Annotated in this window: 20 protein-coding genes; 14 read left to right on the top strand and 6 right to left on the bottom strand. The window is 54.2% G+C overall.

The window, feature by feature from the left end; all coding sequences use genetic code 11:
- Positions 1 to 34 precede the first annotated feature (34 nt).
- From ACYX34_RS13850 to ACYX34_RS13790, 13 genes are all read left to right on the top strand, one after another.
- On the top strand, positions 35 to 1,288 hold the full coding sequence (locus tag ACYX34_RS13850) for an NHL domain-containing protein (RefSeq protein ID WP_462077157.1): 1,254 nt from the start codon (positions 35 to 37) through the stop codon (positions 1,286 to 1,288).
- A gap of 99 nt (positions 1,289 to 1,387) precedes the next feature.
- A complete protein-coding gene (locus ACYX34_RS13845; RefSeq protein WP_462077156.1) occupies positions 1,388 to 2,209 on the top strand; it encodes an ethylbenzene dehydrogenase-related protein in 822 nt (273 codons plus the stop codon).
- Positions 2,210 to 2,323: 114 nt separating this feature from the next.
- Positions 2,324 to 2,806, top strand: a complete 483-nt coding sequence (locus ACYX34_RS13840) for a hypothetical protein (protein WP_462077155.1) — start codon at positions 2,324 to 2,326, stop codon at positions 2,804 to 2,806.
- Between the two features lie 110 nt (positions 2,807 to 2,916).
- Positions 2,917 to 4,176 (top strand): multiheme c-type cytochrome, encoded by a 1,260-nt coding sequence (locus ACYX34_RS13835; protein ID WP_462077154.1) that lies wholly within the window; start codon positions 2,917 to 2,919, stop codon positions 4,174 to 4,176.
- A gap of 144 nt (positions 4,177 to 4,320) precedes the next feature.
- On the top strand, positions 4,321 to 5,580 hold the full coding sequence (locus ACYX34_RS13830) for a multiheme c-type cytochrome (RefSeq protein ID WP_462077153.1): 1,260 nt from the start codon (positions 4,321 to 4,323) through the stop codon (positions 5,578 to 5,580).
- 84 nt (positions 5,581 to 5,664) lie between these two features.
- The gene (locus tag ACYX34_RS13825; RefSeq protein WP_462077152.1) at positions 5,665 to 5,883 is read left to right on the top strand and encodes an addiction module protein; all 219 of its coding nucleotides are present in this window, start codon (positions 5,665 to 5,667) and stop codon (positions 5,881 to 5,883) included.
- Positions 5,884 to 6,142: 259 nt separating this feature from the next.
- Positions 6,143 to 8,071: a hypothetical protein gene (locus tag ACYX34_RS13820; protein ID WP_462077151.1), complete on the top strand. Its 1,929-nt coding sequence runs from the start codon at positions 6,143 to 6,145 to the stop codon at positions 8,069 to 8,071.
- Positions 8,072 to 8,175: 104 nt separating this feature from the next.
- Positions 8,176 to 8,400 (top strand): addiction module protein, encoded by a 225-nt coding sequence (locus ACYX34_RS13815; protein ID WP_462077150.1) that lies wholly within the window; start codon positions 8,176 to 8,178, stop codon positions 8,398 to 8,400.
- On the top strand, positions 8,401 to 8,808 hold the full coding sequence (locus ACYX34_RS13810) for a type II toxin-antitoxin system RelE/ParE family toxin (protein WP_462077149.1): 408 nt from the start codon (positions 8,401 to 8,403) through the stop codon (positions 8,806 to 8,808). It abuts the gene before it with no gap.
- Positions 8,809 to 9,603: 795 nt separating this feature from the next.
- Positions 9,604 to 10,224: a hypothetical protein gene (locus tag ACYX34_RS13805; RefSeq protein WP_462077148.1), complete on the top strand. Its 621-nt coding sequence runs from the start codon at positions 9,604 to 9,606 to the stop codon at positions 10,222 to 10,224.
- 261 nt (positions 10,225 to 10,485) lie between these two features.
- Positions 10,486 to 11,499, top strand: a complete 1,014-nt coding sequence (locus ACYX34_RS13800) for a hypothetical protein (RefSeq protein WP_462077147.1) — start codon at positions 10,486 to 10,488, stop codon at positions 11,497 to 11,499.
- 645 nt (positions 11,500 to 12,144) lie between these two features.
- A complete protein-coding gene (locus ACYX34_RS13795; RefSeq protein WP_462077146.1) occupies positions 12,145 to 12,396 on the top strand; it encodes a hypothetical protein in 252 nt (83 codons plus the stop codon).
- Positions 12,393 to 12,833, top strand: coding sequence for a TA system VapC family ribonuclease toxin (locus ACYX34_RS13790; protein ID WP_462077145.1), 441 nt, complete (start codon positions 12,393 to 12,395; stop codon positions 12,831 to 12,833). Before ACYX34_RS13795 ends, ACYX34_RS13790 begins: the two co-directional genes overlap by 4 nt.
- A 280-nt stretch (positions 12,834 to 13,113) precedes the next feature.
- Here the strand turns inward: ACYX34_RS13790 and ACYX34_RS13785 are convergent, their stop codons facing one another.
- The 6 genes from ACYX34_RS13785 to ACYX34_RS13760 form a co-directional block, all read right to left on the bottom strand.
- On the bottom strand, positions 13,114 to 14,112 hold the full coding sequence (locus ACYX34_RS13785) for a GGDEF domain-containing protein (RefSeq protein ID WP_462077144.1): 999 nt from the start codon (positions 14,110 to 14,112) through the stop codon (positions 13,114 to 13,116).
- Complete coding sequence (locus ACYX34_RS13780) at positions 14,109 to 14,948, bottom strand: HDOD domain-containing protein (RefSeq protein ID WP_462077143.1); 840 nt, start codon at positions 14,946 to 14,948, stop codon at positions 14,109 to 14,111. The genes ACYX34_RS13785 and ACYX34_RS13780 overlap by 4 nt, the downstream gene beginning before the upstream one ends.
- Positions 14,945 to 15,280 carry a hypothetical protein gene (locus ACYX34_RS13775; protein ID WP_462077142.1) on the bottom strand — a complete coding sequence of 112 codons (336 nt, stop codon included), beginning with the start codon at positions 15,278 to 15,280 and terminating at the stop codon, positions 14,945 to 14,947. Before ACYX34_RS13775 ends, ACYX34_RS13780 begins: the two co-directional genes overlap by 4 nt.
- 373 nt (positions 15,281 to 15,653) lie before the next feature.
- A complete protein-coding gene (locus tag ACYX34_RS13770) occupies positions 15,654 to 16,337 on the bottom strand; it encodes a methyltransferase domain-containing protein (RefSeq protein WP_462077141.1) in 684 nt (227 codons plus the stop codon).
- 11 nt (positions 16,338 to 16,348) lie between these two features.
- The gene (locus tag ACYX34_RS13765; protein ID WP_462077140.1) at positions 16,349 to 16,603 is read right to left on the bottom strand and encodes a hypothetical protein; all 255 of its coding nucleotides are present in this window, start codon (positions 16,601 to 16,603) and stop codon (positions 16,349 to 16,351) included.
- 88 nt (positions 16,604 to 16,691) lie between these two features.
- The gene (locus ACYX34_RS13760) at positions 16,692 to 17,837 is read right to left on the bottom strand and encodes a PQQ-dependent sugar dehydrogenase (RefSeq protein WP_462077139.1); all 1,146 of its coding nucleotides are present in this window, start codon (positions 17,835 to 17,837) and stop codon (positions 16,692 to 16,694) included.
- A gap of 375 nt (positions 17,838 to 18,212) precedes the next feature.
- Between ACYX34_RS13760 and ACYX34_RS13755 the strand changes: the two genes are divergently transcribed.
- Positions 18,213 to 20,270 (top strand): sodium-translocating pyrophosphatase, encoded by a 2,058-nt coding sequence (locus tag ACYX34_RS13755; RefSeq protein ID WP_462077138.1) that lies wholly within the window; start codon positions 18,213 to 18,215, stop codon positions 20,268 to 20,270.
- Positions 20,271 to 20,435: the final 165 nt, after the last annotated feature.

Raw genomic sequence — 20,435 nt, 5'->3', positions numbered from 1 at the left:
ATTTTTTAATAGTCCCCTAGAAAGCGTCGTACTTATGGAAACCGAACTCTGTTTAGCTGCCGGATACATAGAGACCTTCGCTGGTAACGGGAAGGCCAGAAGTACGGGTGATGGTAAGCGTGCAGTGAAAGCGGGAATCCCGCTTCCCCATCATGCGGCGCTCGATCGGGAAGAACAGTGGTTCTATTTCGCGGAATCGGGATCGGATCGCATCCGACGTGTGCATCTGCAAGAAGGGACGGTCCACAACTTCGCCGGTATCGGGGAAACCTGCTATAGCGGCGATGACGGGGTGTGTGGGGAGGCAGGGCTCTACTTGCCTCTCGGGGTTGCCTTTGACTCTCGGAATAATCTGTACATCTGTGACTCTGGGAGCAATCGGATTCGGAAAGTCGATCATGAGACAGGCATCATCACCACCGTGGTCGGAACCGGTCAGCATGGGTTTAACGGGGACGGACCGGCACGTGAGGTCAATCTGACATGGCCGGCCGCCATCGCATTCGGTACGGACGATGTGTTGTATATCGCCGACACACAAGCGCATAAGGTTCGACGGTACGATCCCAAAACCGATCTGGTGACGACGATCGCGGGAACCTGGACGGCTGAGGACGATGCGCGGGAACAGCCGCTGGTAGCAAGGAATCTCGTGGTGCTTTCCGGTGATGCGATCGGGATCGATTTCAGTGATGATCAAGGATGGCTCATGCCGGTCTGTTCCGATGGGCTCGATATGTCGATGTATCTGGATGATGGAAAGCCTGCCATGGACGCGCGTCTCTACGACATCGTCGGGATTGCGGTCGACAGTAAGGACGATGTGTATGTGGTCGACAAGGGAAGCAATCGTGTCAGAAAGATCGATGTTCAGACTGGTGTGATCTCGACCGTTGCAGGGGTCTGTCGGTATGGATATGACGGTGACGACAAGCCGGCTGTTCGGGCCATGTTGCATGCTCCGGAAGCCGCGATCTTTGACCGAGATGGCCATCTCTATATTTCCGACACCATGAACCATCGCGTGCGGAAGGTGGACGGCAAGACGGGCATGATCACCACGGTCGCGGGAAACGGGGACAGCGGCTACGAAGACAAGAATATCGGTGGCTGCGGCGCTGCCCGATTTGTCGCCAAAGAATCTGCCGGACAGTTGAAGCATGGCGACGGTCTGCTTGGTATCGAGGCGGTGGTGAATTCTCCTGTCGGCTTGGCGCTGGACTCACAGGGCCATCTCTATATCTGCGAACGTGGCGAAAATAAGATCCGTCGATTGAAACTCTCGTAAACAGCCTACCAATATCTGTCCTCTCCTCACATTTGTCTCGATCACGTTTTGTGGTATTCTGAGCGGGATCATTCCTCGGAGTACAGCCCCGTGCGAACGATGTCCATCAGTAGCGTTCGGTTTCATGTGCTTGGGCTCTTGTCTGTTCTGATCGTCAGTGCCAGTGTCCTCGGCGCCTTCGGAGTTCCGTTGGTCAGTTCCGAGGGGATGACGATCCGATCGTTTTTGCTTCAAGGTGAGATGCCGAAGACCGCCGATGATGCGGTCTGGCAAACGGCCTCGCCCATCACCATTCCGCTTAGCGGTCAAGTCATTACCAGGCCGGTCTGGCCCGAACCGACGGTTCGGGCTCTGACGGTGCGATCTATCCACAATGGAACCGACATTGCCTTTCTCCTGGAATGGCAAGACAACACGAAGAACGATCGGCTGACTCCTGGGACGTTCCGGGACGGGGTGGCGATCGGGTTCCCACTCGGTGATGCCCCGGCGTTCTTTTGTATGGGGCAGTTGGACCACTACGTCAATATCTGGCATTGGAAGGCGGACTGGCAAAGCGATATCGATCGCCGGGCCGCGCGAGCTCCTGAGAAAAAAGACGGAGGCGTGCGAACATTCGAAGTCATTCCACGACGAGTATCCTCCGTGGAGGACCTCATCGGCGGAGGTTTCAGTACGTTGACGACGAAAGATAAACAGGGACGCGTGCAGGGGCAAGCATTTTGGAAAGATGGAGTATGGCACGTCATGATGCGCCGTCCACTGCTCAGCGAGGAACAGGAGAACGAAGCGACACTCATTCCTGGACGCATCCAAACTGTGTCATTTTCTGTCTGGAATGGAGAAAATAAGGAACGGAACGGCCAAAAAGCGGTGGCGCCCTGGTTTCAGCTGCGCATCGATCCGGTAGCAGGGCTGTAGCAGGATGGTGAAAAAGGCCGCCAACTTTGTTCTCAGTCGTCCGTCTCCTTGCGACGTACCACAGAAGGTACGCCTCAGTTGCCGGACTCCCTGCGGCCTTGCTGGACAGCCTGTTTGGCCACCCTGCAAGAAGGAAGAGTTGCACGAGGTTCGGAGGAACGATTAGTGAATGGGGGAATGCTGGGTGTGGTGTTGTTGGGCTTGGTCCTCTTCGCTGCGGTCTGGATTCCAGAGACTGAGGCGCAATCTGATGGGATGACAGAGGAAGAAGCGGCTCGGCTCGGTGAGGAATTCGGGATCATCGTCGGCGCCGTCGATGAAGCGATTCAGAAGGAGCTCAATCTTCAAAAGCCGCAGGGGGTTGCGGTCTTCGAGGTCATCGGCAACTCCCGTGCAGACTATGCCGGTATTAAAGTTCGGTCCGTCATCAAGGAGATTAATAAGCAAGAGATCAGAAACATGGGAGATTTCGGCCGAGCCATCAAGAAGGCAATGAAGGAGTGCAACTTTACCGTTGGAACCTATGAGCCGGCAGATCCTGGCGATCCAGTAGGATGGGGAGTGAATTTTCACTTTGTCGGGTGCAAGCGAGATTAGCTTTGCTGTGTGGGGAGTGAAGGGTAGGCGTGAGGGATAAGGCAAGCGGAAAAGGCAAGTGGGCGCGAGTAGGAGGAGTCATTGCGGTAGGTTGCCTCCTATCGCTTGTTATGCTGTTCAGTCTGTTGAGTGTGTGGCATGACGGCCAGGTGTTGGCGCAAGGGACCAGCGAGCAGTCGTCACCGGATTGGGTAACGGAAATTGAAAAGGTCTTCATCCGTTCAGAAGACTGCAAGCAGTGCCATGAGCGGCACTATGAAGAGTGGAAAGGCGCCAGAGAGCAGACACCGGATTTGAAGACGTTTGGCCGTGTGGATGCAGCGCTCTTGCACGGGACCTCGTTGACATCACCGGTCTTTCGAACGGTTCTCGGTCTCTGGAAAGAGACGAATCCGACAGTGGATGAGCAACGACGATGTTTGTCGTGTCATGCACCTGCCGTGACTGTGTTTCCTGAACATGCTGAGAAGGTCGTGGGACAGGTCCTGAAGGGAAAGTCAGGGGTGGAAGGGATCGGCTGTGCGGCGTGTCATTTAATGGCGGGGATGGACAAGAGTGCAGCTTCGCCGCCGACGTTTACTCTGCAGCCCGGCCGAACTCTCTACGGCCCCTATGCCAATCCGGAAGAGAATCTCGTCCATCCTGCCGTGCAGTCGACGCAGTTTCGAGAAGCCAGTTTTTGCGTATCCTGTCACTTCGATAAAGTGAAAGATGTCACGCAGAAGAATCTTCCAGGTGAAATACTCGAAGGTACCATTTGTCAGGATTGCCATATGGAGCCTTCAACTGGGAGTTCAACGTCACGACGTGGTGCTATGACTCGAGCCATCGGCCGCCACTGGTTTCGAGGTGTCGTCGCCGCTGGAACGATGCTCAAAAACAGGAACGTGCAGGCGGAATGGATGCCTCGAATTGATGTGGAGGTGACGAAGACCGGCACGACCGTGGAAGGAAGAAGTCTTGTGAAGATCGGCAGTCTGCCGCATATCTTTCCCGACGGAGATCCGGTGCTGAAGCAGTTCTTCTTGACCGTGACGGCGAGGGATGGGAAAGGGCAGACCTTGGCAGAGGAGACACGGCAGTTTGGATTATCCTATGACCAGCTTCTTCGTGGCCCGATTCCGGATCCCTTCATTAAGGGTGGGAATACGAGGAAGGTGCCCTTCGCCCTTACGCTTCCGAATGGGACCGTCGCTACCTCGGTTGAGGTAATGCTCACCTATGCGCTGATTCCGATGCCGGAATCAGGCTTACAGGGTAAGTATCTTGCCTCCTTGCAGACGGAGAACGAACGGGAAGAGGCCAAGAAGATTATTCAAGAATATACTCAGCGACATTTTCTGACGTATCGTGTCAAATCACTTTCCTAGAAGTTAGTTCAATACTCCATGACCGTGCTTCGGCGAGTTCAGCACGAACGGAGAAAGAGAAGGAGTCTAGGAACCTATCCGTATACCCTGAACCCTTCGATACACTCAGGACAGGCCGGTCGAAGCGTGACGGAGGATTTTGACGTGACTTTGATAAAAGCAGCGGGTGTGAAACGATTAGATACCACAAGCGCAGTCGGTCTCGTCGTGCTGGCTTGTGCCATGGTGTTCTTTAATGGCGCCCCCATATCTGTGTTGGCACAGAGTACGGCAAATCAGTCGTTAATCGAGAAGACCTTTCCCCATTCCAATAAATGTAAACGCTGCCACGAACGGGTGTATGAAGAGTGGGAAACGTCCCCGTTGGCAAAGTCCATTCATTCTCCCACGTTCCGTACCGCCTTGGATGCCTATCTGAAGTCTCCAGGTGGAAAGGATCAGGGATTGTGTTTTCGATGCCATGCACCGCACGTTCGGGAGTTTCCGGAACAGGCGCAATTGTTTGTGGATCAAGCGAAAGGGGGCGATCCCTCTTTGGACGGCGTGGCCTGCAGCCAGTGCCATTTGATCAAGCACGTGGACCGCGCGAAGCAACCTCCTGAGCCGAAATATGAGGTTGGCGGGAAAACGCTCTATGGTCCCTACAAAGACTTTGTACAGAATCTGGCCCATCAGTCAATGGAATCGAGTCTGTTCCAGAAGTCCGATCTCTGCTTGAACTGTCATCAGTCGGTACCGTCAGCGACGAATCTCGGGAAGGCCAACGATTTGCTAGGGAATTGGGACCAGAGTCGGGCCGTGAAGTCCGGCAAAGAATGTCAGACCTGCCACATGCCGCAACAAGTAGGCGAATCGGCCAATGGGGAAAAGAAGCGGACCATCGCCAACCATAGTTTCCCAGGGCGTCTCGGCAAGCTTCGCCAGGAGGCGGCGAAGTTAGCAGTGCAGACGAAAGTCGATGGCGACAAAACAACGGTGACGGTCAAGGTACAGAGCCTGGTTCCACACAACTTGCCAGCGACCCATCCGGCCTGGGCTTCGGTGGTGTTGAATCTGGAGGTCAAGGGCAAAAACCTCAAGACAGTGTTTTCGGACAAGCGAGTCTATGGTCGGACGTACCAGGACGCGCAGGGGCAACCCACGATCTTCGATTTTGAAGCTGTCAAAGTGGCTGAGGATACGATCTTGAAGCCGGAAGAGACGAGAGAGGAAACCTTTACTTTCGCAACGCCCAAAGATACCAAGACCTTTGATGTCGAAGTTGGGCTTAATTACGGTCCGGTGAATGGCCCCGCCTCATTCCTCCAACGTGTCGAAGCTGAATCATCCCAGGGCTCACAAGATCCGGTTTTTCAGCCCATCGAGATCGTCAAGCGGACAGAGAATGTGCCTGTTGGAAGATAGCTGTGAGGTAGCTGTGAGGCGCAAAAGGCAAGGCGTGAAACCAGATGGATTTGAATCTGTTCGGCGCTGAGGTATACTAAACCCATGTCTTTCAACCTTCCACTCAAAGCCATGAGCCTCCATGAGAAACTTACTGCGATGGAGGCCCTGTGGGAAGACCTTGCTCGTACTCCGGAAGACATTGAGTCCCCCGCCTGGCACAAAGACGTCCTTGATGAGCGCCGCCAACGACTCACTGATGGTCAATCTCAATTTGTCGATTGGGAAACCGCCAAAGCAGAGATCCGAAACAAGGTCTTGTGAAAATAAGATTCTGGAGAAAGGTCATCCGGATGACCTGTTCAACGAACCTTCTGTAAGGTGCGTCTGGGCATTGCTGTCAATCTGACTCCACCCCTATAGTGCTTCTCAGAGCTTCCGCCTAGGAAATGCTGAATTGAGCATTGACTCTCCTTATTGACCCTCGCTATGAATGTGCGGCTCCAAGTATTTGCCATGATTGAATAAGAACTGAGTCCTCATTGCGTTCGGTGAAACGATCACCACCATATTGAGAATGGCTATGAGACGTAGGTATGCGTTGCTAGTAGTCCTGTGGGTAATGGTGCTATCCGGCTGTGGTTCCGACCGGGAAGGTCAACTGATCGTCGACCATCAGCAGGCAGTGTATGAGAGTCTGGCGTTGCAAGACCAGCTTCAGCAGCAGGGCGGTGGGCATGCTGCGGCTGATCTCGGGATTGGGATCTCGAATCGAGGCATGAGCAAGTTGCTGTCGCTGCTCAAGGGGCTTGTCATCACCCCCGACCAGCCATCTGAGGGTCTTGAAGATCTATCTGTCAGAATAGAAGACATTGAACTGGTCAGTAGGGCCGGCCGCAGTGAACTGGAGCTTCAGGTCTCCGTTGCCAGTCCCACGAATCATCTCCAATTCGACGCAAGGATGACGGGTGATCTCTTGTTCTTGCCACCCGAGCTGGATATCGGTACACCGGAAGACCAACTTGCATTTCGGGTAAAAGTGAGAGACCTCCATCCAGATCTCTCCTGGTATTCCCTGCGGTTCCAAAATATCGCGGCGGTGCGTGACTACCTCAGGAACCGAATGATCGACCAGATTGAAAAGGACCTAGTGGTGAAAGTGCCCACGGCGAAGCTGGACAAGCTTGTGTTGGGTCTTTCGGGAACTGAAGTGCTGAAGGATGAGGAAAAGGGGTTCCAGATCAAGGTTGTCTATGCTAGTCCAAAGTTCGAGATGTCGGTTGTGGCGAGGTACTCACAGTTTCTGATGACCGACTCGGGGTTCTGGATTTTTGCACGGTACAGTGACAAGACTCCCTATGTGCCCAAACCCGTTGCTCAGGTGCCGACGGAACAGCTTGAGTCTGAAATTGGACGGCTGACTTATGCCATTCGTGCTGCTGCAGTCGGGCTGGCCTTCACGGCCGGTGATTCAGCGGTCATCGTCAGGAAGCCACTGCTTGAGAAACTCACGACGCAGTTCAATGAACGGTCCAGCGATGAGCGCACCGTGTCGTTTCAATCAACCAGATCCCGAGGGAAGCTGTTTGAGAAGCAATGGCGGGACAATCTGCTCGGAGACGGTGGGCTTTCGGTCGAGTTGGATAGCCGTGATGCAGCCTGGGGAGCTGTGATGCTCAAGCAGGTCACCTCGGCGTGGAGCGAAAAGGGTTTGACCTATTCCGCTTCGATTGATATTGAGGCCAACACCATCATGTATGTCCACTTCGATCCCTTGATCGGCGGAGGCGTCGGCAAGCGCGCGACGCTGGAAGGGACTGCGTCCCCTGTCCTCGCCGGCACGCTGTCGTTTGCACTCCGCACCTATCGGGGAGTACCGGTTTTGGTCATTGCGAATCAGCTCGACTGTTCAAAATTCCCCATCACGGTGATGGATGATGGAGGTCTAGCTCTTGGCGTGACCGTGAGTCAACTCATCGGAGGAGGAAAGCCCAGCCTCATTCCTGCGTTGATGGGTCTCCCCAAAATGATGAAGGCGGATCAGGTGCTTCGAGGGATCAAGGGGGTCACCGTCACAGCGCCCAAACCGTTTGCGGCGATCACCTATGCACCGACACAGTTCCTCGCTGATGCGAACGGCTTCCGGGCTGAGTTTTCAACATCGGCCTCGTGGAGTGAGGGGGATGACGTTGACACCGAAGACCGAGTCAAAGAGATCGCGGCCTTGGTCAACAAGGACGAGACCTTTCCATCTGCCACGGATTGCGGCAAGCCGGATGCGATCAAAGTGCATGTTGCTGGAATTGAATTCGAGCATGACCTTGGAATGGGGCGGGTCATCACGTCCCTCGTCGATGGGGCGAAGAATGGTACCAAGGGCATCGAGAATTTCCTGTCGACCGCCGGGCGCAATGCGATCAATCCCCCGCCTGGGTCAGTCTTGCGCAAGCCGTTGATGAACCCACTGGGGACGCTCAAATGCCTCGGGACGTTGCTGCAGAAGTGCGAGTGATTTCTGTCGTGAGAAGTATGAGCGAAGCCGAGCGAATGATGTACCAGTTGGATTCCTGGATGATATCGTTGGCTCAATAAGCTGGTTTGGAGTAAAATGCGTCCATGAGTATCACCGAACTTGAAGCCGAGGCGCTAAAGCTCGATCTAAAGTCCCGAGCCCGCTTGGCTGGAAAATTGTTGGCGAGCTTGGAAAATCTGTCTGAAGAGGAAAATGCTAGGCTCTGGGCTGAAGAGGCTCAGCGCAGATCAGCGGAGATGGATGTTCAACCAGAGTCCGTCGTTTCTGCGAAGGACGTGTTCCGTGAAGCGAGAGCCAAGCTGAAGTGAATGGAGCACGTCTCGTACCATCGATTGGCCAGCCGTGAATTGAACGAAGCCGCCCAGTATTACGAGTCAGAAAGTCCTGGTCTTGGAACGGCGTTTCTTGATGAAGTTGAGCATTGCACACAAGCCATCGCGAATTTTCCAGAAGCTGCTCCGTTGATTACTGAGACCATTCGTCGCCGACTCCTTCTCCGGTTTCCCTACGCGCTCCTCTATACTATCAAGTCAGATCGGGTGAGAGTGCTTGCAGTGATGAATCTGAAGCGTCGCCCCATGTATTGGGTTGGTAAGGATGAGGGTTCTCGTCGATGGAACGAAGACAAGGTACCAAGGGAGTCGAGAATTTCTTGTCGATCGCAGGACATAATGCGATCAACCCGCCGCCTGGATCAGCCCTGCGCAAGCCATTGATTAATCCACTGGAGACGCTCAAAACTGTTTCCCGACACCCTCCACTGCAGCCAGACGTTTCCCTGGTATTCATCGACCCAGCATCGGGCTCTTATTGTCTGTTCGACTGCTGAACTACCTATCTATAGGCGCATTGAATCCTTTTCGATTCACTGAATCGAAAAAGATTCACCTTCAGAGTCCCTTACTTCGTGAACAGCAGCGCAATCTTTCCAAATTGAGGCCATTCTCACAATTTTTTTGCGGCCCGTTCTTTGCTGAGGAGTGGATAGCAGTGGGCAGGCCACCGTTAATAGGTACGTACGTATCTATTGACGATTAAGCTCTACGGGCCTATAAGGTTGGGCCGTTCTGGCTTATTCAAAAGAGGAATCATGCGAATGCGTACTGGACGCTATCGTCCCGGTCTTTGAATGGGAAAGGTGGGAAGGTTCAGAGAAATGGTAACGAATCAGATCCTCCCCGGATCTATTGGCGATGTGTGAGAAGGGTGTATGGGGGGGTAAGTCGAAAGTCTAGTGATGCGTGACGGCAAGGGTGGTTTCCAGCATCACCGAAACACCAGCGAGACAATCTACAGCACTGACTTGGTCTCGCTCGACCGCTATTTGCTTCGTTTTGCCAAGGCTTGTCAGAGTTAGCGGATGAGGGGGATGTGACATGGAATGCATAATGCATGTCTGGCCCGAGCAGCTATTTACGACTTCACAGTCAATCAATGTGTCGAGCCTGGCAAGCAACTTGAGCATTATCATTTAGTAGTGAGCATCCACTAAAGGAGAAGCTTATGCATGTTTGCATTATGGCCATCGCTCTCACGCTCAGTTGGTTTCTCAGTACCTCTGCTTTTGCAAGGACTATTGGTTAGTCTACGACCAACGCATCAACGAGAAATGGGTCAACGACCGACTTAATAAGTGGACAGATGCATCAAAAGATGATGCCAAGGTGTTCACTCCGTACTACGAATATATCGGGTATCTCCAGAGCATCCAACAAGACACTGAGGCAGTTACCCAAGAGGATCTTCAGCATGCGGCCAAATGTCTTGCGAAGGAGTACGGCAAGCTGGAGTTCACGAATGACCCTGATTGCACGGCCAAAGGATCGAACAAGTTCCCTAATCTTGCAAATGCCCTACATTACAATAAACCCATTGCTACCAAACGTGATAACGCCCGTGTTTTGGTGCTTGGCCAAAACCCATTAGTATGCAAGCTGACGGAGAATGCTTTTACGGCGACAGATGCCGCGATCGTGCCGCCAACAAGTCCTAGGCAGGAGAAAAAACCTGCTTCCATCTCCGCAGAGGGAAACGGTCTTGAACTCAGCCCCCCCCCGCTCAGTCGCCTCACCGAACTCAATGATGGTCTCCAAGATGCCCAAAAACACCTCACTGCCTCCATGACTTGTTGACGAAATTCCCAAGTAAAGACACCCTGGAAAATCTATCGAAGCTCTTTCCTGGTAAAACTACCTTCGATGAACTACGGCTGGCTATTACCGATGTACTCACTAAGGATAGACAGATACTTGTTAACCTTTCGTTAGAGTTGAAAGCTCAATTAGATGGTAATAAGGAGACCAAAAAGTCAAGAGATGAGAAGCTTGCTAAAATAGATGAGACCCTTCCAAAGCATCATCGATGCCAAGAACCCAATACCGTTCTTGGAGCTAGTGGATAAGAAAACCATCTGGCTTTGCGATTTGCATACATTGCTGAAGGGTGGCACTAAGATCGGCTATCAAATCTCGATTGCCCCCACGATTGATAAAGACTCTGGAACACCAGGTACACCTCAAGCTTTGAATCTCAGTGACCTTCTCTCCGGTCTGGAAAAATCCGAAGAGCTATCCAATAAGTTCCCTTCTGATACAGATACTGATACCAAAGTACGAGCCCATCTCAACACTACCCTCAAAAACCTTGCGGCTCTACTCGAAAACACCTCCGAGAAGATGGGGAAACCAGGCGGGGGACCACCTCCCACACGAACAAATGCAGGAGTGAGCGCTCCGCCACCTTCTTCCGGATCAGAAAAGCCAGGAAACGCGCCTATGCCATCTACCCCCAATCCTAAAGACACCGGTGCCTCTTCAAAACCTTCTGTCATCGATGATGAACTTATTGTCCGCGATCTGTATCGGTTCCGAATCATCGCCGGTCCCGTCTATTCCTCTTTGGCTGCTAGTAACCAAACATTTTCGACAATCACTAATGTCAATGGGCAATATGTTATTACGTCGAGCCGGAAGAATGACTCCCCTGTTAACTTTCCGGTTTTTCTCAAGGTTCATTTGACTGAACGAGACATTCTCGAATCGGGCTGGGGGGCAGCCAAAAAGGAATGGCAGCATGATGGTCTTTGTCCAAAATGGAGAGCTATCACAAAAATAGTCGCTCCTATCGTCGGCATCAATATGGTCGACAGCCCGCTGAAAAACTTTTATGCCGGGCTGAGCTTCGACATTATCCAAGGTGTGGACATCGTCGCCGGTGCCCATATATCGAAGGTGAACCACCTCGACGGAGGCTTCCAGGATGGTCAAGTTGTGGCGAGCACCGCTGCGCCTCCACAAAGTGAAAAACTCAGCGTTGGTGGGTTTGCTGGTATAACCGTCGACATTGGCGTGGTCGGTTCGTGGCTCGGCGCCGGTATTGCCAAAGGAATCCGAGACGGCTTCAAATAGTCTCGTTGGAGTCTTGGTGCAGATCCCTGCAAGTGATGTTGTGGCTCGTCCTTAACTGGACACTGCTTTTCATGGCTTTAGTTCGTTTCTTGATCTCTAAGACAATCTTGCTGACGTTGCTGGGGTGGGCAATGGAAACTCGCTCGTTGGCGACGGCAGCGATCGAGAGACTCATAATGGGGAACTGCTCTTTATCGCCTCAATGGTCCACAGAGTCGATGAAGAGTGCATCAACCTGACTCGGTTGCGGGTTACTCCACACGCCTCACAGTGAGCAGTTTGGTTGACACTCCCAACCTCCGGGCTTCCGATGCGAGCCGACGGTCGGCTGTAAGAATTGGCCTGTAATATTGGGTCGGATACCTATATAGCTGGCCCTTACCGTAGAGAGCGCTCTTTCATGGCATTGGCTCGCGTCTTGATCTCTGGAGTAAGCGTGCTCACAGCAACGGTGGGTTCAAATCTTGCTTCGTGCATTCCGTTTGGACAGCCCTGATTCTACAATTCACCCGCGGTGCTTAAAAGGCCCCGTGTCAACGTGGCACTTTACGACACACGTTGGCCAGCGACTCTCCCTCATGCTCGCACGGGACCATCTTATTGGTTCATTGACATCAAAACATCATCTATATTATGCTTTGATGCATGAGAACTACCTTGAGTCTTGATAGCGATGTGGCTGCGCTCTTAAAACGGGCCCAGAAAATCCGCAAAGCCAGTTTCAAGACGGTCGTCAACGATGCAATGCGCCAGGGGCTTAAAGATCTCTTAGTGCCCCCAGCGCGACCTAAGAAGCCATTCCGGACCCAGAGCGTCTCGTTGGGGCGTTGTCTTGTCGGCAGCCTGGACGATGTGGAAGAGGTGTTAGCTACGGCGGAAGACGAAGCCTTCCGATGATTCTGCTCGATGCGAACATTCTCGTCTACGCCCATGTGGCCTCTCTACCCCAGCATCAGGCTGCGCGCGTTTGGCTTGATGGACATCTGAACGGACCGACCCCAGTGGGTTTGCCGTGGCCGACGATGCTTGGTTTTGTACGGCTGGTATCGAACCCACGTATCTTTGAACGACCGGAATCAATCCCGAATGCCTGGAATCAGGTTGAAGAATGGCTTGCCTGTCCAGTCGCTTGGATTCCCCAGCCCACAGAGCGCCATCGTGACATCTTGGGTTCCTTACTCAGTACTATTCCTCGCTCTAACTTGGTGCCAGATGCGCATCTGGCGGCGTTAGCGATCGAGCATGGGTTGACCCTCTGCTCCACAGATCGTGACTTCGCTCGCTTCCCGAATCTTCGCTGGGATGATCCCCTTCAGCGCCACGAACATAACTGAGAGGCCAATTCGAAGAAATAGAGGGGCCGCCCATCTCGAAGACTCCTTCGAGCGGGTATATCCTCGAAGGCACCTGTATGTAAGGCAGGGAGTGTACGAGGTCGGATATCTCTATGGCCGGTCATTGACCTAGACATTGTCTCTCACGACTTTTGTGAGGTCGATCCTACAGGAGGGCTCTGCCAGGCCAGAATTGGAAGGATGTTCAGAACGTGCAAATTGGTCGTGATCACGGCAGCTATATCGCTCGGGTGACGTAGAGGCGAACTCGACGAAGGTGTTATCGCTCGGTGGGCAGCTGTGTGGTGTAAGCAGTCGTCGTGGAAAAGGCTTCGATAGCCTGGCCGCGTTGGTCCTTCACATAAACGCTGTCTTTCATCGTCTTGGCTTGTTTCTTAAGCTCGGAGGCAAGCTTGCTGACATCACCGGGATGGGCAATGGGACTTCGCTCATTGGTGACGACGGCGATCGACAGGCTCATGATGGGGAACTGTTCTTTGTTGCCTCGACGGTCCACGGAGTCGATGTAGCCTTTCAGGCGATCTTCACGGTCGTAGAAGTCCGGGATCACCAAGTCAAACCGCTTGATGATGGTCTCGCAAATTGCGTCGATGGTGTCCGGTCGGCTCATGAAGACAAAGTCGTCGCCGCCGACATGGCCGACAAATCCTTCCGAGCCGGCCAACTCGCCGACGACCGTCGTGAGGATGCGGCAGGCCACAATCAGCACTTCGTCTCCCCGTCCATAGCCGTAACGGTCGTTGAACGACTTGAAATTGTCGATGTCGAGGTACGCGAGCGCGAAGGGCTGCTGGCCCTGGATTCGAGCAGTAGTTTCACAGAGGATGGTGGTGTTGCCCGGCAGCCGAGTGAGGGGATTTGCGTCGAGTGATCGAGTCAGTCGGCTGAGGCAGAGGCGGATGCGATGCACGACATCTTCGGTGCGATAGGGGACCGTGATGAAGTCGTCCACGCCCAAGGTACCCCAATCGATATCGTTGAGCCGACTGTCTCGGACGAAGACGATGAGCGGCAAACGCCCGAGGAAGGCATCGAGCTTCAGATTTCGTGTGAGGGTTTCCACGGAATGGCCCCCGGATCCTTCCGCGGCGAGGACGAGACAGGGGGGATCGTGGACGAGTTCATGCAGCGCGAGCTCGGGCAGATGGCCTTCCACTACCTGGTAACCGGCTTTTCCCAGGGCTGAGACCAGAGCTGGGGTTGAGGTCAGTTCATTGTGCAGCAACAGAATTCGCCGGTCGGCACTGGCGTGGTTCATAGGTAGTCGTCAATGGTCAGAAATTCTTGCGAAGCCTTGTCGATGTATTCCGCCAGACTCTGTTCATCCAGCCCAACTTGGTCCCAAGCTGGCTTGGACAGCGGTGGGATGAGATCATCTCCGGGGTTGCCACAGGCGAGTCCCTTGACCAAGATATCCGCTACATGGACGATGGCCGTTTGCAGTGTGGCGTCCTTGGCTTGCATGGGGTTGTGGTGGTAGAGGATCGGTTCGCGAAGTGTCACCGGTAAATGCCATGCGCTCGCCAGGTAGCCGCCGATCTCGGCATGCGAGAGGCCAGTCAGTTCCTGCTCGATGTCGAAGTGCGAGTGATCAGTACGAGTTTTCATGGCGTCTTTGATGCTGTTTCCCACGTCGGGCCATTTTACGTAAAGCACGACCTTTCCAATGTCATGGAGTAGGCCGGAGACGAACAGCTCTTCGGAGTTCTTGATGTCCAGTCTGGTTGCGAGGAGCTTGGCGGTGATGGCGACGCCGAGCGAATGGCGCCACAGCTGATCCATGCCGGCGTCTTTCATGATGGTCAGGGCTGAGGCGCAAAGCGTCAGCCCCTTCACGACGTTAAACCCCAGCACGATCACGGCGTGCGAGACGGAGCCGATTCTCGAAGGAAACCCATAAAATGGGGAATTCGCCAGTCGAAGGACTTTTGCGGCCAGCACCTGATCCTTCTCGATGATGGTACCGATCTCTTCAGCCGACACGGTGGGAGAACCGATCATCGTGGCCAGCCGTTGCACGACATGGGGCAGCGTGGGGAGGTCTCCCACCTGCTCAATCCGGTTGCGCAGGTCGGTCGGGGTGAAGAGCGTCATGCAGCCTCCGGTTTCTCGATGTTCGTGGCCATTCCATGGGTCGCGTGTAAGTGTGTGCGGAGTGTTCGGAGGATGAGTTGCTGAAGGGGATCATGTGCGACACGTCGGAACCGATAATCGAGTTCGGCTTCTAGTTCAGCCAAAGTTTTTCCGCCGGAGTCCAGGGCATCGCCCACCACATACACCGATGGTAATCCCATTTGTTGGAGCCGTTCGATCAAGGCCGCGTCCAAGATCGTTCCTGCTGCCACAATGGGGAGTCCGTTGGCATTGGTGATTGGTCGTGCAAGGACCATATCGGGCAGGAGTTCGTACACAACCACGCGTTTCATCTATCTGGTGTCCTTGATATTGCGAGCATATTCGACCGTGTGCCAATCGATTCGGCAGTATACCCATGGCAGGAGTGCCTGCCGGCTGTCATTTCCTTATCGGAAGATCTGTCCCTCTTCTAAAGGATGTTTCGATCGATGAGACTGCGGGTTGGCAGACCGGTGAACATGCCGTGAGGGAATGAGCCGCCTCGCTGTTGGGAGAATATCGTCTCTGTCAGGAATAGGCGCAGCGATCGAAAAGGCATTCGACGAGCTGTTGCTGTATGCATGGTGTCCACCTATAACCAAATCGGATTGGTCAGTCTGGTATGTGCTGAGTCAGCCGAACAGGGAGGATCATGATCTGAGGGCAGGAGCTGTCGCGTGGCGACTATTGAATCGTCCCGATCACAATGGCATGGGCGACGAACCGGCCGTAGGGCACGTCGCGGCATTGCTCCCAATCTGACTCGATCCAGTAGTTTTGTTTGGAAATGCGTTTCAGGAAGAGCTGGGTCGAGAACGGACTTCTCCCGCTATTCAGTAAACCGTCAAAATAGTGGTTGTATCCGATCGGGAGGCTTGCCACGATCTGACCGCACGGAGCCAGGCAGGTCGATCGCAGGTGCGCAAGCACCTGGAGCAATTTGGCTGGTTCCCTTGGTTGTTCATCCCATCCGACATGTTCCAGTGTCGAGATGCTCACGATTAAATCGTATGGCTGTTGAGGGACCAGGTTGATGATATCCTGGTTCATCACGCCGGGGCTGACCTCGTATTTGTCGACGACCTCATGCTGAATGGAAAAGTAATGCGACAAGACGTTGCCCACTTCGAGCACCCGCTTGCCTTCGTGCTGGAGCAGGAGTTCACGGAAAATGGGGATTTCGACCCCACGCTCGTTTTTCCACGTTCGATTATAGGGATGGTATAGGTACTCGTACTCGCGGCCATTGAATCGGAATGTCTTGTCTCGCATACAGCGGGTCAAGGCCATTTTCATGGCGCGCCAATAACGTGCGGACGTGCGCTCGTTGCCGGGAGCGGCGCTGGTGTAGTCGTAGGTGTAGGGCATGGAGGAAACGATCACTCGAAGACGATACGGGAGCCCGGGGACTTCATCTTGAAGATCTGTAAGGCGTTGTAAATGCCTTTCGCGGGATGGTTTAGGATCAGGCGAGAGTTGGTGATATGGGTGTCGAGCAGCTCATATTGTCCGCCGCTGTAGTAGAGATCGCAGTCGTCGATCTGACAGTTTTTGTAGACGTGATTATCCAGGGCGAGTTTCGCTTGTGAGAAGGTCTGCCCGTCAATCACGATATAGTTCGGTTCAAGTCCCATAGTGATCAGGTTGGCGAACTATAGCAAAGTCAGCAGGAGTCGTAAACCAGCCAGCGTGTTGTCCGGTTACGCGCTCACGAGAAGGGCTCTAATCCCGGACAATCCGAAACACCGTCCCTCTCAGAGTGGTTAGGTAGAGTTCTCCCAGGCCGTCTTGGCCGAAACTTGAGATGGAGGGAGTGACGAGGAGTGGCCAGTTTTGTTGCTCGGTAGCGGCGCCGTTCCTGAAACGGAAACTGCGGACAAAACCGGCACAGAAATCCCCGTAGAAGTATGTCCCGTGGATGGCTGGTATGGCCTGGCCACGATACACGTATCCGCCGATGACGGAGCAGGCTCCCTTGTCGTGGGTGTATTCAACGATCGGGGGGGTGAGGGTGCCAGGATCGCAGTTCGACGTAGGATTGAAACAAGCCGACCCTTCCATGAGTCGCCAGCCGTAGTTCAGCCCGCGTCCCGCGTGAGGACCTGTCGATATATTGATCTCCTCTCGGGCACCTTGGCCGACATCGCCGATGTAGAGATCATCGCCATCAAACGAAAATCGCCAGGGATTCCGTAGCCCGTAGCTCCACACGAGCGGATGACCGTTGCCCGAGACAAATGGGTTCAGCGTTCCACTGGTGCAGACCGTTCCAGTCGCTGGATCGATTCGGAGGAGTTTCCCCAGTCGGCTTGTGAGAGTTTGTGCATGATTGTTCGGGTCCCCTGCACTGCCACCATCACCGATTCCTGCATACAGACAGCCATCCGGTCCGAACGCCAACATCCCTCCGTTGTGGTTGCGAAAGGTCGGATGGGGAATAGAGACGAGGATGGCTTGCGAAGCCGGATCAGCGATATTTGGATTCGTTGCCGAGGTCACAAAGCGAGCGATGGTGATCGCGCCACTACTGTCTGTATAGTAGACATAGAATCGGCCGTTGGTGTTGTAGTGAGGATCAAAGGCGAGCCCCAGTAATCCTTGTTCTCCTCCGCTGGTGATCTCCGTCAAGGTCAGAAACGTCCCCAGCGTGGTGCCGGTCATCCTCTCGAGAACCTTGATCGTCCCTCCTTGTTCCACAACAAACAGGCGATCGGCATCCCCAGAGGGTGCGGTCAAGAAAACGGGGGCACTTAGGTCGCTCGTCACCGTTTGGAGCTTGAGACTGATCAGAGCGGAGGCAGGATTTCTTGTGGTGCTTTCGCTGCTGCAGGCCGTGATGAGGACGGCCAAGCACATGAACTGGATCATCTGAATGATGAAGGATCTCATTTGTAACCCATTGTTCCCTATGGAGATAGTCTGGATCTGTGCTCCTCCACCCGGCAGCTCCCCTTTCGCTCCATTATTGTAAGGGGAGACCACTGTGCCAGTCAGGGATGGCACATCCAATTCGATGTGTACCAGTATGAACCAGGCTGGGGAGGTGTTTGCAAGTAGGCCGCATTTGGTCTTGATCCCACCTGTGGGACTCTATAGAATAGCCCAGCTTTTCGGGTGGCTCGCTTCGAATTCGACACTGCCCACCTTAGGATTTACCCACTCGCGCATGTACTTTAGGATGGGTTGAAGCCACGGAGAGCCGTGTGACATCAGGAATTCGTTTAACCAGTAGGAGGGTTTCCCGTGAGTGACTCAGCGATTATCACATTTGCCCTCATCGCGGCCGTGGCAGGCATTGGCTATGGGTTGTACCTGGCGATGTGGGTGTTCAAGCTCGATGCCGGTAATGCGAAGATGCAGGAAATTGCAAAGGCCATTCAGGAAGGCGCCAGTGCCTACATGAATCGGCAGTATAAGACCGTTGGTTATGTCGCGGCGGGATTGTTCGTGGTGTTGGCCCTCGCCGGCGTGGTCTCGGATAAGTTTGGTCTGCTCACGGCGACAGGGTTCTTGGTCGGCGCGGGTGCGTCGGCGATTGCCGGCTATGTGGGCATGATCATCGCGGTTCGGGCCAACGTGCGGACGGCGCAAGCTGCCCATAACGGAATGAACGCGGCTTTGGTCGTGGCCTTTCGTGGTGGCGCGGTGACAGGTCTTCTGTTGATCGGTCTTGGACTGCTGGCTATTACCGGATTTTATTCGATCGCTGAATCGATGGCCGGTCAGGAAAAAGCCATCCATGCGTTGCTCAGCCTCGGGTTCGGGGGGAGCTTGATCTCCGTGTTCGCACGGGTCGGCGGCGGAATTTATACAAAGGCCGCGGACGTCGGGGCAGACTTAGTCGGAAAAGTGGAGGCGGGGATCCCTGAGGACGATCCGCGTAATCCAGCGGTCATCGCGGATAACGTGGGTGACAATGTCGGTGATTGTGCCGGTATGGCGGCGGATCTCTTTGAAACCTATGCGGTCACGACGGTTGCGGCGATGGTCCTGGCCTTTACGATGTTCAAGGGTGTGACGGCACCTATTCTGTATCCGCTCGCGTTGGGGGGGATTACGATCTTTGCGACGATTGCAGGGGTTCTTTTCGTCAAGGTCGCTCCGGGCGGCGAAATTATGCCCGCTCTATACAAAGGATTGTTTGTAGCCGGGGGGATTGCCGCAGTGGCGTTTCTCCCGTTTACGTTCATGATTATGGGGGGTGTTGGTGGAGTCGGTGGATTCAGCTACTACATCGCCTCATTGCTCGGCCTGGGTGTGACGCTGGCGCTGGTGTTCATCACTGATTACTACACCTCAAAAGAGTATGAGCCGGTGCAGTACATTTCGAAAGCAAGCGAAACCGGCCATGCAACGAACATCATCGCCGGTTTGGCCGTAGGCATGCAATCGACGGCGGCTCCGGTCGTGGTGATTTCCATGGCGATTCTTGGCAGCTACTGGATCTGTGGCGGTGCCGAGTCGGGTGGTCTGTATGGTGTGGCCGTGGCGGCTGTGGCCATGCTCTCGATGGCCGGGATCGTGGTGGCGATCGATGCCTTTGGTCCGATCACAGACAATGCCGGCGGTATCGCCGAAATGTCTCATTTGGGCAAGGAAGTTCGAGACATTACCGATCCATTGGATGCCGTGGGTAATACGACCAAGGCAGTCACCAAGGGCTATGCCATCGGGTCCGCAGGGTTGGCGGCAGTTGTCCTCTTTGCCGAATACTCGCGCGAAGTTGCTGCGCATAATCCAGCGCTGGCGGCATTCGATCTCTCCAATCCAAAAGTGTTGGTCGGGTTGTTCCTCGGCGGCATGTTGCCGTTCATCTTTGGCTCACTGTGTATGAGGGCCGTCGGTGAAGCGGGCGGGTTGATCGTAGAAGAGGTGCGGCGTCAATTTAGAACGATCAAGGGAATTATGGAAGGGACGGGTAAGCCGGAGTACGGCACCTGTGTCGATATTGTGACGCAGGCGGCGATCCAGAAGATGATGATCCCGGGCTTGATTCCGGTGGCGTCCCCGGTGGTCATCGGTCTGGTACTTGGGCCACAGGCACTTGGTGGGGTGTTGGTCGGCAGTATCGTGACCGGTTTGTTTGTCGCGATTTCTATGACGAGTGGCGGCGGCGCCTGGGACAATGCAAAGAAGTTTATCGAAGAGCAAGGTCTAAAAGGTACCGATACGCACAAAGCGGCGGTGACCGGTGATACGGTCGGCGATCCCTATAAGGACACGGCTGGACCGGCAGTGAACCCGATGATCAAAGTCATCAATATCGTGGCATTGCTCATTGTGTCGCTCATCGCGGGTTAGGCTCGTTCCGATCTCATCCTGATTCCAATGATGAAGCGCCGTGTCCGATCCGGGCACGGCGCTTTTTCGTTTCTCCCCCTTGCCTTGACGGGTTTCTGTTCCCTAGAGTATGGTGAACATATGACCGGCGGTTGCGGGCTGATCGCGAGGATTTACCTGGCCGAC

The sequence above is a fragment of the Nitrospira sp. CMX1 genome (assembly GCF_054902215.1).
The sequence above is the reverse complement of the archived record's forward strand: the minus strand, read 5'-3'. Positions and strand labels throughout refer to the sequence as shown.

Bases quoted from the DNA above. Each gene is read 5' to 3' on its own strand.
- ACYX34_RS13770 (WP_462077141.1), bottom strand. From the start codon at position 16,337: ATGCCCTACACCTACGACTACACCAGCGCCGCTCCCGGCAACGAGCGC.
- ACYX34_RS13790 (WP_462077145.1), top strand. From the start codon at position 12,393: ATGATTCTGCTCGATGCGAACATTCTCGTCTACGCCCATGTGGCCTCT.
- ACYX34_RS13760 (WP_462077139.1), bottom strand. From the start codon at position 17,837: ATGATCCAGTTCATGTGCTTGGCCGTCCTCATCACGGCCTGCAGCAGC.
- ACYX34_RS13815 (WP_462077150.1), top strand. From the start codon at position 8,176: ATGAGTATCACCGAACTTGAAGCCGAGGCGCTAAAGCTCGATCTAAAG.
- ACYX34_RS13795 (WP_462077146.1), top strand. From the start codon at position 12,145: ATGAGAACTACCTTGAGTCTTGATAGCGATGTGGCTGCGCTCTTAAAA.
- ACYX34_RS13780 (WP_462077143.1), bottom strand. From the start codon at position 14,948: ATGACGCTCTTCACCCCGACCGACCTGCGCAACCGGATTGAGCAGGTG.
- ACYX34_RS13835 (WP_462077154.1), top strand. From the start codon at position 2,917: ATGCTGTTCAGTCTGTTGAGTGTGTGGCATGACGGCCAGGTGTTGGCG.
- ACYX34_RS13810 (WP_462077149.1), top strand. From the start codon at position 8,401: ATGGAGCACGTCTCGTACCATCGATTGGCCAGCCGTGAATTGAACGAA.
- ACYX34_RS13820 (WP_462077151.1), top strand. From the start codon at position 6,143: ATGAGACGTAGGTATGCGTTGCTAGTAGTCCTGTGGGTAATGGTGCTA.
- ACYX34_RS13825 (WP_462077152.1), top strand. From the start codon at position 5,665: ATGTCTTTCAACCTTCCACTCAAAGCCATGAGCCTCCATGAGAAACTT.
- ACYX34_RS13850 (WP_462077157.1), top strand. From the start codon at position 35: ATGGAAACCGAACTCTGTTTAGCTGCCGGATACATAGAGACCTTCGCT.
- ACYX34_RS13765 (WP_462077140.1), bottom strand. From the start codon at position 16,603: ATGGGACTTGAACCGAACTATATCGTGATTGACGGGCAGACCTTCTCA.
- ACYX34_RS13775 (WP_462077142.1), bottom strand. From the start codon at position 15,280: ATGAAACGCGTGGTTGTGTACGAACTCCTGCCCGATATGGTCCTTGCA.
- ACYX34_RS13785 (WP_462077144.1), bottom strand. From the start codon at position 14,112: ATGAACCACGCCAGTGCCGACCGGCGAATTCTGTTGCTGCACAATGAA.
- ACYX34_RS13845 (WP_462077156.1), top strand. From the start codon at position 1,388: ATGTCCATCAGTAGCGTTCGGTTTCATGTGCTTGGGCTCTTGTCTGTT.